The following is an 11,796-nucleotide window of genomic DNA, read 5'->3' as shown; positions in this document are numbered from 1 at the left end:
GCGGGAGAGGGGTCGGGGGTGAGGGCCTGTGGCCTGCAACCCTCATCCGCCCCTTCGGGGGCACCTTCTCCCGCACGCAAGAGAAGGACGCCTGCATCGCAAGACTGACAGCCCATCGTCAGCGTCATCGCAGTACTCCCCTCTCCCGCCTGCGGGAAAGGGGTTGGGGGTGAGGGCCGGTGGCCTGCCACCCTCATCCGCCCCCTTCGGGGGCACCTTCTCCCGCACGCGGGAGAAGGACGCCTGCATCGCAAGACTGACAGCCCATCGTCAGACTCATTGCAGTACTCCCCTCTCCCGCCTGCGGGAGAGGGGTCGGGGGTGAGGGCCGGTGGCCCACCACCCTTCTCCGCTCCTTCGGGGGGCACCTTCTCCCGCACGCGGGAGAAGGGAATCAGCCACGGATGTTCTTATGAGCCGCAAACAAGCCTTCCAATTCCTCGACCTGCCGCGGACCATGCCCACGCGCATTCCGGTGGAACTGCGCACATCCGGCGACTGGGGCGAGCTGTACGGCAAGTTCGACAAGGCCGACGCGCAATACCAGGCCGGCCGTTGCCTGGACTGCGGCAATCCGTACTGCAGCTGGAAATGCCCGGTCCACAACGCCATCCCGCAGTGGCTGCAACTGGTGCAGGAGAACCGCATCGAAGAAGCCGCTGCGCTGTGCCACTCCACCAATCCGCTACCGGAAGTCTGCGGGCGCGTGTGTCCGCAGGATCGTCTGTGCGAGGGCAGCTGCACGCTGGAGGAGTTCGGCGCGGTCACCATCGGCGCGGTGGAGAAATACATCGTCGACACCGCCTTGCAGATGGGCTGGCGCCCGGACCTGGGCAATGTGCAGCCCAGCGGCCACCGCGTGGCGGTGATCGGCGCCGGTCCGGCGGGCCTGGCGTGTGCCGACCGACTGGCGCGTGCCGGCATCGAAGCGGTGGTGTACGACCGCTATGAACAGATCGGCGGCCTGCTGCAGTTCGGCATTCCCAGCTTCAAGCTGGACAAGTCGGTGATCGGCAAGCGCCGCGACATCCTCGAAGGCATGGGCGTGCAATTCCGTCTGGGCGTGGAGGTGGGCCGCGACATCAGCATCGAACAACTCCTGGCCGAGTACGACGCCGTCTTCCTCGGCACCGGTGCCTATCGCTACACCGACGGCGGCCTGCCCGGTCAGGAGCTGAAGAACGTGCTGCCGGCGCTGCCGTTCCTGGTGCACAACAGCCGCATCGTCACCGGCAACGATCCGCACGGCCGCCCGATCGCCGGCTGGGAAGACCAACTCGCCCTGCCCGACCTCAACGGCAAGCGCGTGGTGGTGCTGGGTGGCGGCGACACCGGCATGGACTGCGTGCGCAGCGCGATTCGTCTCGGCGCCGCCAAGGTCACCTGCGCCTATCGCCGCGACGAAGCCAGCATGCCCGGCTCCGCGCGCGAAGTGGCCAACGCCCGCGAAGAAGGCGTGCGCTTCCTGTTCAATCGCCAGCCGCTGTCGATCGAATCCGGCGCCGACGACGAAGCCATCGGCGTGACCGTGGTGGAAACCAAGCTGGGTGAACCCGATGCCAGCGGCCGCCGCAATGCCGTCCCGGTGCAAGGCAGCGAATCGTTGCTGGAAGCGGACGTGGTGATCATCGCCTTCGGCTTCTCGCCCGTGCTACCCGACTGGCTGGCCAGCCAGGGCGTGGATGCCGCCAGCAATGGACGTATCCTCGCCCCAGCCGATGGCGGCACCCGCCTGCCCTACCAGACCAGCAACCCCCGCCTGTTCGCCGGCGGCGACTGCGTCCGCGGCGCCGACCTGGTCGTGACCGCAGTAGCCGAAGGCCGCGACGCGGCGGCGAGCATCGTGCAGCTGCTGGGGGTGAACGCGCAGGTCAAGGAGCCTGCAGCGGCGTAAGGGATTGAGCGCACAGTCGTGCGATCGGCAGCCTGATCGCACGACTGTGCATGTCGGGAGTCTGTAAATTGAACTGTGTAACGGCCCTTTGAGAAGATGCGGCGTTGAGCCGGGAGGAGCTGTCGCATGAAGTTATCGAAAGAGCGCTTGGACGAGTTGACCGCCGGTTATACGACGCCGGAGCAAATGGAGTCGCTGTATTCGCAGATGCTCCAGCACATGATCAACCGCTCGCTGGAAGCGGAGATGCAGGCGCATCTGGGTCACGAACGGCATGGACGCAGCGTGGCGGGCAACGCCCGCAATGGCAAGAGCCGCAAGTCGGTACAGAGCCAGATGGGCGAACTGCAGGTGGAGACACCGCGGGATCGGGAGGGCACCTTTGAGCCGCAACTGGTCCAGAAACGGCAGGTGCGCCTGGGCGGGATGGAGCCCAAGATCCTGGCCTTGTACGCCAAGGGCATGACCACCCGGGACATCGAGTCGGCGCTGTTGGACTTGTACGGCGTGACGATCTCGCACGCGTTGATCGCGCAGGTCACCGATGCGGTGTTGGACCAGGCGCGAACTTGGCAGAACCGGCCATTGGAAGCGATCTACCCGCTGATGTGGTTGGATGGGATCGTGGTGAAGGTGCAGCAGAACAAGCAGGTCGTCAACAAATCGGCACACGTGGTGTTGGCCGTGAATCTGCGCGGGGAAAAAGAAGTGTTGGGCCTGTGGCTGGCTGAGAGCGAAGGAGCCAAATTCTGGCTGTCGGTGCTGACCGAGCTGCGGCAACGCGGGGTACAGGACGTGTACGTGGCCAGCATGGATGGCTTGAAGGGGCTGCCCGAAGCGGTCAACGCGGTGTTTCCCAGGACGCTGACGCAGTTGTGCATCGTGCACTTGGTGCGCGCCAGCCTGCGCTACGTTGCGGCCAAGGACAGCAAGGCGGTGGTCGCAGGCCTGCGCCGCCTGTACACCTCGGCCACGGCCGAAGAAGCGGCGCGGGAACTGGACGCCTTTGAAGCGGACTGGGGCGAGAAGTACAAAGCAGTGGTGCGGCTGTGGCGCGGAAATTGGGACACCATTATTCCGTTCTTCCAGTTCTTGCCGGAGATCCGCAAGGTGATCTACACGACCAACGCGATTGAATCGCTGAACATGGTCATGCGCAAGTACACGCGCAACCGGCGGATTTTCCCGAACGATGAGTCGGCACTGAATTCGCTGTTTCTGGCGATCAGCGAAGCGTCGAAGAACTGGAAATCGATCCATCACTGGAAGCCGGCGCTGCAAAGCTTCCAGGTGATGTTCGGCGAAGAGCGCGTGCCGCTGCAGGCGCTATGACACATACCGTTTACACAGTTCGTTTGACAGATCCCGTCCATGCCGTTCGTGGCCCAGATGCGCCTGCATCTCCGCTTCCAGCGAGCGGTTGATCATGTGCTGGAGCATCTGCGAATACAGCGACTCCATTTGCTCCGGCGTCGTATAACCGGCGGTCAACTCGTCCAAGCGCTCTTTCGATAACTTCATGCGACAGCTCCTCCCGGCTCAACGCCGCATCTTCTCAAAGGGCCGTTACACAGTTCAACTTACAGACTCACAGGCACTTCTGCAATACTTCGCTGGCGCGCATGGTCGGCACTCTTCTCTGGCTTATCTGGCTTAGTCACGTTGAAGCGTGCCTCATGCGCGCACCTTCTTCCACATCTTCACGCAACAAGGGCTTGATCTCGCAGGAAGATATGTGGGGAAACCTCAGTTCTAGGTAATGTTTGGCGAAGAGCGCGTGCCGCTGCAGGCGCTATGACACATACCGTTTACACAGTTCGTTTGACAGACCCCTCGTCGGCCCAGGCTACCAGTTCTACTGGCCGTGTTTGTGCAACAAAGCCGTTGTGATACCCCATTGCACTATTCAGCCGTGGCTGTATCGCAATAGTGACCTTCTTCGAAAACCCACAGTTCTTCTCTCTCACCCTTTTCAAGTAATTCGTAGACCTTAAAAATGTCAGCGCTTGGAGGAACATCTATGGCATAGAGTCTCTGCGGACCGACATCAGAACCTTCATAAGTGCAACCTAGATCCTGAAGAGAAGTCCAATTCTTCAAGAAAAAATTGTGCCCCTCTCCGATCGGAATTTTAACTCTATAAGTCGAATGCCCCCCCCGTGCAATCACACGTTCAAAAATCAGGTCGCCGCCATTTTCCTTAACCTTAAATAGATCACCGAAGCTTATGCCATAGAAATAAAATGGCGAGTTATCCAGCTTGTATAAACCATCTTTAACATAAATTCCAGTCATGCGCTCGACATCGCCATCGTCGCAAGGAAATGAAATTTTAGCTGTCTTTTCCTGACTACTCATTTATATTCCTCCACGGGCTGCCATTCATCTGGATTTCGCGAACCCTTGCCACGATTGCAGGTTCTACAAGAGTCTCGCTCATTTTCGGGGCTATTGTTCCCGCCTCTACTCTTCGGGTCAATGTGATCACGCTCCCTCGAATTGGGTTGCCCTTGCTCATTGGTAGTCGGCGTTCCGCAATAAGCACACGGAACGCCTTCCTTTGCAGCTTTTTTCTCAGGCGACTCAGCAGGAAATCTCTTCCCTGCGCCCGGCCCACCAGTGGAACCCCTCTTCCCATCAGAGCCAGCAGGCCTATTTGAGGTTACACTTCCATCTTCTGAAGCAGACTCATTATTCTCGACCGCAGCGGCTATTGATTGGACTGCATTTACATAAGCAATTGCGGAATCAAGCGCGGCGGTTTGAATGGTAACTAACAGATACCTCGGATAATCAACGCCCCAAAACTCGTAGCCGTTACGGCTATTGATATGGCAGTTAAATCCGTCACATTTTACATCTCGCCCATCTGGGTCGGTGAATTTGTACGGGTTGTTGTTGGCATACCAGTATCTATTGAAGTTATTCGAAAACACGGAGTCCGCAGCTACCGGATCCACACTCAGGAACCGCCCCAAGTCCTGGTCGTAGTAGCGCTGCTGCATGTACGTCAGGCCGGTGGCACCATCCATCGCCTGCCCGGCGTAGCCGATGCCATCGACCGTTTTGCCGATGGGGGTGCCGTAGGGCTGGTAATCGGTGCGTTCGACCACCTGGCCCGCGGGGTTCGTCACCGCAATCGGGCTGCCCAGGGCATCGGTGTGCTGGAACGTGATGGCTCCTGCATTGCGGGTGGCGAGCAGGCTTCCGTTGAGGTAGATGTACTCGCTGTTGCCCTTGTCGGATGCTTCCTTATAGAGCAACTGACCGGCATGGCTGTAGAGCTGCACCGTCATCGTTGTCGCATGGCCCGACAAGACCCGGCGCCCGTAGGCGTCGTAGCGATAGTTCTCCTTGCCGGTGACATCGCGCAGGCGATTGCCGTAGTCGAAGGTGAAGGCCTGCCCGTTCTTGTTCTTCAGGTTGCCTTGGGCGTCGTAGCTCAAGCCGATCGTGGTCGTGCCGGCATTGCTCAGGATATTGGTCAGGCGGTTGTTCGCGTCGTACCAGTAGTTCTTCTCGTTCACGCCCGCCAACTGTGCCGAGAGGATGTTGTCCAGCACGTCGTAGGTGTAGTGGTTCCAATTGTCGCCTCCGAAGACGTTCGACCCCGCCTCCATGAGGCGATCCAGGCCGTCGTAGTTCATTTAGCGATTGAAGCCATCACCGCGCTGCTGATCGATGATTCCGTTGACGTTCCCGTTGGCATCGTAGTGATACTCCAAGGAGGCGATGTTGGCGTCACGCACCTGCTGCGGCATCTGCCGCGCATTGAGCACCAACGAATGAACCACGCCATTGCCGTAGGTGAACTGGCGCGCCGCACCGTTGGGATAGTAGGAAATGCCGCTGGCGTAGACGTTTCCGGACTGATCGCGCACGTCGGTGACCTGGCCAAGCGCGTTGGGTGCGTAAGCGACCGAGAGTCCGGTGGGGTAGGTCTGTCCAGCAAGATTGCCGTTGGCATCGTGGGCGTAGTTGACGGACCAGCTGTACCAGTTGGGCTGGGATACCGACTCCGTCGCCAGACTTCTGCGCTTGTTGTACGCGTAGGTATTGGTGACCGGGCTCGCGCCTGCATCGCTCAAGGTCGTGACCTGCGCCGGAAGCCCATCGGGCGTGTAGGTCCAGTCCTGATCGCCATTGCGATCCGGGAAGCGCAGCGTCTTGAGCCGATTGCGGGGATCGTAGCCGCGACTGACCACGCGCCCGCTGTTGGCGGCTGCATCGAGGTCGCAACTGGTGGTACTGGGTAGATCCAGCCCACTGGCAGACCAAGCCAGATTGCCGGCGGCATCGTAGGCCATGACCGTCGCCCCGCTTTCGGGCTCGATCACTTTGCACAGTTGTTGATTGGCGTCGTAGACATAGCTGCGGGCCGCCGACCCAACGCCATGCTCCACCGGCGGCGGTGCTGCAACCTGTACCACCTGGTTGCTGGAGTCGCTGCCGAAATCGCCCGCAGCATCGCGCATCCTCCAGCGCAGGTTGTAGGCACCGGCAGCCAGCGGCGCGCGCAGGTTGAAGGCGAAATCCACGCTGCCCCCCGGCGGCACATCGGCCGGCAGGCCGACCTCGGCTGGCGACCACCCCCGGGTATCGCCAACCAGCGCGGCGCGAACGCCCTGGTCCTGACGCCACGTCACATTGCCGGTGTTGGTGAAGCGAACCGAGCCGGTGGACGCGCGCCCCGTCGCAAGACTCGCCGGCATGGTCTGTGACACGAAGGTCGCATTGCGCACCAACGCGGGGACGGCGAACGCTCCCGAGCGCATGATGGGGTTGTTGGCGCCGCCAATCGGCGAGATGCCGTAGATGTACAGCGCTTGTCCGCCGTAACTGCGGATCACGTCCTCGGTGATGGGAATCGAGAAGCGATAGTTGCTGCCGGTGGACGAGCACTCGGTGGCGACGCCGGGCTCACTCGTCAGGTTGGCCGTCGCCGTGGCCACCCAGGTGCCCGTGCCGGCTGGGCCACCCGCATAGACATGGACGTCTACAGAGCGTCGAAGACCCGTCGAACAGGCCCAACCTACGATGGCATTGTTGTTCTGAACGCCGTCAAGGTTCCCCTTGATCGTCGAAGCAGGAACGAGCAGCGAACCCGATCCAGCGATCAAGTCGTTCGACGCGCTCACTGGCGAGATGCCGTGAATGTAGATGGGCTTACCACCGTTCTGGATGATGAAGTTCTCGTCGATCGGGAACGAGAAGCGATAGTTGCTGCCAGACGCACTGCACGCCGAGGCGATACTGGAATCGCTCGGTAGCGATGCGGTGGTTGCCCCGGCAAACGTGCCCGACCCGGCAGGGCCGCCCAGATACATGTGCACGTCAACAGAGCGATTCAGATTGGTGGAGCATGCCCAACCCGAGATGGCCGTGTAGCCGACACCGTCGATGCCACCCTTGATGACCGAGGGAAGCACGTTTACGTAGGTAGGGGCACCATTTCCACCAAACCAAGCAACGCCATCTCTAACCATTCGCCACTGAAACGAAGTCGATCCCGCGGACAGCGGAGCACGCGCGGTAAAGTTGAAAGTTACGGTATCGCCAGAGAGCACACTGGACGGCAGTTCAACTCGGCCTGTTCCCCAAGTCGTATTGTCGGTGGGCCCAGAGCTTCCCAGGCGATATGCGTCCTGCGTTGTCCATGTCCTCCAACCCGTGTTCTGGAAGGTGACGCTCACAGGGTAGGACTGCCCTACGACCATCGTCGTCGGTACAGATGTTCCAATGTATTTGGAGTCGTTTTCCTTGAGCTCGGGCGGTGGGCATTGATTATTTGGCCCTGCCGTCGAGCCATCAGGACATTGACGCCTCGCCTGCGACGGCACAGCAACGAAGCAGAGCATAAATAGAGCGACGCTGGCCCAGCGAACAAGACCGCGAAGTCCGCTCGGAAACATCGACGACGGAGTGCTTTTCACCGTCAGAGCGTCGATTGAGCTGCTCATTGCGCACCTCGCACGATCTTGAGCGCCTTGCCGAACACGTCGCGCGTGATCGAGGTCCGTGCGGATTCAGGCAATTGCACCCACACAGGCGCGTCGTAGACCGGCTGGTCGAACACCTGATACCCGGTCTGGGTTTGCGCCCCACGCGGGTTGGTGACCAGTGTCTGGGCTCCCGGCAGATACTGCGTGACGGTGGTCAGCAACCCTTGCTCGCTGTCCTGCGAGACCGCGGCCGGTCTCCCCAAGGCGTCGAACTCCCGCCAGGTGCCCGTCGTCGCAGACTCGTTGTCGCTCGGGTAGGACTCGAACACGGCACGTCCTTCGTGGTCGTACGTGAAGCGCTTGGCGCGCAGCGTGCCGGCCTGGTTGGCGGTGTCGAACTCGCGCGTCAACAGTGGCTGCCATAGCGCATCGAAGTAGGTGATCTTGCGCGCGTTTCCGGTGGAGACGGTCTGGCGCCAATGTCCCGCGCCAATCCCATACTCGTCGCTGCCGATCTGTTCGAAGGCCTGCGTCGTAGCGTTCCAGCCCACGCTGTCACCACCGGGGTAGTTGGTCGCGCTCAACCGTCCCATGACGTCGTAGTCGTAGGTCGTGGCGAAGCCGTTCTCGTCGGTGGTCTGACGGATCCATCCGTTGCCGTCGACCACCGCGGATTTGACCGCACCATCGGCGTAGGTGACGTTTTGGGGAATGCCTAGAATCCAGCTGGAGAAGCCAGTGGCGTTGCCCAGCCCGTCCTTGATCTGCGCGACGGTGCCATCGCTGTTATAGGTATAGGTCGACACCAGCTTGCCATTGCGGCGCGCCGTCTGTGGCAGTGCTCCGGCGCCATAGTCGATCTGAGAGGTCACGATCCCGGTGTCGGTGTTGCGTTCACTGGCCGTCTGACCCAGCACCCATTGCGTGCGTTCGTCGTAATAGGTCGTCTCGTCGGTCCGCGTATGCCATGGGCTGAAGCGATCGATCTTCAGCGGCCGGGCGAACTCGTCGAAACACGGCGTGCCGCCACAGTCCGCGACCCTCCAGATGAATTGGGTACCAGCTTCGGTGGTCGTGACCTGTCGCACCGGCCGCTGCCGGGCTGCCACCGTGCTGTCGCCGTAGTCGCCGACCGGATACATGGTGCGGACGGCGAACGGCGCGGTGTCAAACGCGGCGTAGTCGGTCGTTCTGGTGCGGATCGCCGCGGTGCCGTCCCAGCCGAAGTCCTGTTGCAGCAGCAGCCCTTCGTTGGTCCAGTAGCGGTTGCCGAAACGATGGCGTGTCATCGTGCCGGAGGGTTCCTTGACGGTGACATCGCGGGTGGTCGGCGACGCATCGGTGCAGACGACATAGCTGCTGCTGGCAGGGGTGCCGGCGTCCGGCTTCCAGCAGTTGTTCGGGCTACCGTAGTCATACGTCCAGGTCAGACCTTGCGCAGGCAGCCCAGGACCGGAGAGGCGGCGGCTCGTCAACGCCATCACGTAGAACTGATACGGAATGTCCGAGTAGCCCTGCTCCAGTCGGCAGAAGCGCGGCACCCACGAGCGCCCCATCAACATGGAATTGAGCGCGTAGTCGGCGCGTGCTCCAGTGGGCGCCACGATACTGCCGGCCGCGCTTCCAGACCACGAGCGATCGCTGTCGCAACCTGGAGGCGCAGCCATTGTGACGCGCGCACGCGCGAGTTGAAGCAGGTCGAAGGTCCAGCCGCTGCCATCCGGCAACCGGACCGAGTCGGTGGTGTCGCTGTAGACATAAGACCAGGTTCGGCCAGACGTGGTCACCGAGGTGATCAGCGTTCCATCGCCACCAGCATAGGACACATCGATTCGCCGGCCGTCGCTGGCGACGATGCTCTGGAGTTGCCACGGCGCGGCTGGGTTCCAGTTGTAGGACACCGTATTGCCGAAGCGATCGGTCACCCGTGTGGGATAGATCAGCACCTCCTTGCGCTGCAGGATGTAGCTCTTTGCGACCATCGGTACGATGTTTCCGACGCTAGCAGTCTGGATCGACGCTCCCGCGGAGAACGCTTGTGGTGCGGGCGAGGACCTGCGCAGCGCTGGATAGAACCGCGACACCATGTGATTGAAGGTATAGACCGTGCCATGCGTATCGACGACCTCGAAGCCTTCGCCTTTCGCATCCGTTTCGCTGATGCCATCGAGCGACGGCACGCACCTGACCGCCGAGCCGTCCTTCAGGACGATGGGATAGGTCTTTCCATCGGAGGGTCGCAGGGCCTGCGCCGTGGTCGCCAGCAGTTCCTGATCGCCCGCGCCCGGGCGGTAGACGAAGCTCCCGCGCCAATACTCGGATGGATCGAAGTCGCCACCTTGATTCGAAAGCGTGGGAGGCGTGTCGTAGCGACTGCAGCGGGCGTACGCGGAGGTGCGGTCTCCAGTGACCACCCACCCATCCGGCTGGAGGTTACCACCCGGGAAGCCAAAGACACCATGCATGTATGGGATATCCAGATCCCAGAGTTTGAAGTGCCCTTGCGATGGATTGCCGACCGTAAAGCGTCGACCGATGCGGACCTGCAGCGCATTGCTGCCCTTCAGCTCGACGTCGGTCTGCACCAACTCCAGGGAGCCGGTGTAGAGATTGATGTTCTCGCCGAATAACTGACTGCCGGGGCTCTTGATGGTGGCCCCGGTCTTGATCAGTCTTCCGTAGTCGTCGTAGACATCGTCGGCGGCTGCAATCGATGGCAGCGCAATCAAGAGAGCGACGAGTACAAGCAATCCAAGCGCGGGCCGCCGCAGCGGCCTCATGTCCGATGTCATAGCGAATCCAGAGAAAGGTGAGCGGCATCCATCGCCTCACCTGAGATGCAAGGACATCGAAGAACGGGCGCCCACACTCGCCCGCCCAGCTCGCATCGCCAGGCAAGTCGTCCACATACATCGATTCAGGGGGGCGAAGCGCGACCCGACGGTCATTCCCCAATCCCCCGTGCAGCCGGAGCGTTGTTCGAGTCCGCTTTCGCTGTCAATGGGAAGTTTATGGGCGAGCAGAGGCGACGCGAGCGGCAATGACGTAAGCAGTTGACTTGACGGATATTTGCCGGACGGACTCAAACAGATACCGGTTCGTCCCAACAAGAAAATCAGAAAATTCTGACACGCAGCGATGACGGCAGATGGGCATTGTACGCACTATTTGCTTATCCGCTTCCGGCACAAAGAGATTGTTTAGTTACCTCGTGCCATTTAATTCGATATTGTCGTCTTACTCAGGGTTTTTCTGGAGTCATCCGTTTCGTGGCTCCGTCAGCTGATCGTCATTACTCATCGGGAGTATCTAGTAACGCCGGGGATGCATTGGACGACCATACGGGTTTCTGCCCAGGACCAAAGGCAAGCGCATCGCAAGGGCGCTGCCTCGTCCAGCTCGACGGGGAGCGTTATGCAGCCTGGCCTGCAGTGCAGCCAACGTATTGGAAGATTATCGCGCGAGAAGAATTCCTCAACAGCGCGTGTACGGTCGGCAGGGCCTGTCTGTTCGCGATCCAACCGCTGCGTCTGCTCTATGTCCTCCGCCTCTGTACCCGGCACAGCGCATCGACGCCGACAGCAAGACGCGCCGCCTGGTCACAGGCGGCGAGGCAGCGGCTGTGCGATCAGCGCGTCGCGCGCTTGCTGCGGGGGGATTTTTTGGCGGCGGTTGGCTTGCTGGCGGTCTTGCCTTGCGGAGCCGCTTTGGCCGGCTTCGCTGCGCGCTTGCTGGAGACTGCAGATAGACCGGCAGCCCCCTTGGCAGGGCCGCGGGTGTCGGTCGCTGCGGTCTTGCCTTGCGCGGCTGGTTTGGAAGGCGTGGCGGGCTTCTTGCGGCTGTCGGCCGCGGCGATGGAGCGCGGTGCGGTGCCGGTGGAAGCCGCTCGCTTCGTTGCGGAGGCACGCCCCGTGCTCGCTGCAGACGCGCCCTTTGGCATGGTGGCCTGGGGCGCCCGCG

6 protein-coding genes and 1 pseudogene are annotated in these 11,796 nt (G+C 61.3%); 2 read left to right on the top strand and 5 right to left on the bottom strand.

Going from position 1 to position 11,796, the window contains the following annotated elements:
- The first annotated feature begins 412 nt into the window (after positions 1 to 412).
- Positions 413 to 1,894, top strand: a complete 1,482-nt coding sequence (locus CKY51_RS08640; protein ID WP_022972294.1) for an FAD-dependent oxidoreductase — start codon at positions 413 to 415, stop codon at positions 1,892 to 1,894.
- Between the two features lie 126 nt (positions 1,895 to 2,020).
- Positions 2,021 to 3,226 (top strand): IS256 family transposase, encoded by a 1,206-nt coding sequence (locus CKY51_RS08635; RefSeq protein WP_152249113.1) that lies wholly within the window; start codon positions 2,021 to 2,023, stop codon positions 3,224 to 3,226.
- A gap of 21 nt (positions 3,227 to 3,247) precedes the next feature.
- Here CKY51_RS08635 and CKY51_RS08630 read toward each other — a convergent pair.
- From CKY51_RS08630 to CKY51_RS08610, 5 genes and pseudogenes are all read right to left on the bottom strand, one after another.
- Positions 3,248 to 3,415: pseudogene (locus CKY51_RS08630) on the bottom strand (IS256 family transposase); the annotation flags it as partial.
- 381 nt (positions 3,416 to 3,796) lie between these two features.
- On the bottom strand, positions 3,797 to 4,252 hold the full coding sequence (locus CKY51_RS08625) for a DUF4265 domain-containing protein (protein WP_152249112.1): 456 nt from the start codon (positions 4,250 to 4,252) through the stop codon (positions 3,797 to 3,799).
- Entirely contained in the window at positions 4,249 to 5,541 is a 1,293-nt protein-coding gene (locus tag CKY51_RS08620) for an RHS repeat-associated core domain-containing protein (protein WP_152249111.1), read from the bottom strand. The genes CKY51_RS08625 and CKY51_RS08620 overlap by 4 nt, the downstream gene beginning before the upstream one ends.
- Positions 5,542 to 7,854: an NBR1-Ig-like domain-containing protein gene (locus tag CKY51_RS22660; protein WP_152249110.1), complete on the bottom strand. Its 2,313-nt coding sequence runs from the start codon at positions 7,852 to 7,854 to the stop codon at positions 5,542 to 5,544.
- Positions 7,851 to 10,628: an RHS repeat domain-containing protein gene (locus CKY51_RS08610; RefSeq protein ID WP_425509506.1), complete on the bottom strand. Its 2,778-nt coding sequence runs from the start codon at positions 10,626 to 10,628 to the stop codon at positions 7,851 to 7,853. The genes CKY51_RS22660 and CKY51_RS08610 overlap by 4 nt, the downstream gene beginning before the upstream one ends.
- Between the last annotated feature and the right edge of the window lie 1,168 nt (positions 10,629 to 11,796).

The sequence above is a fragment of the Xanthomonas maliensis genome (genome assembly GCF_009192945.1).
Lineage (GTDB): Bacteria > Pseudomonadota > Gammaproteobacteria > Xanthomonadales > Xanthomonadaceae > Xanthomonas > Xanthomonas maliensis.
The sequence above is the reverse complement of the archived record's forward strand: the minus strand, read 5'-3'. Positions and strand labels throughout refer to the sequence as shown.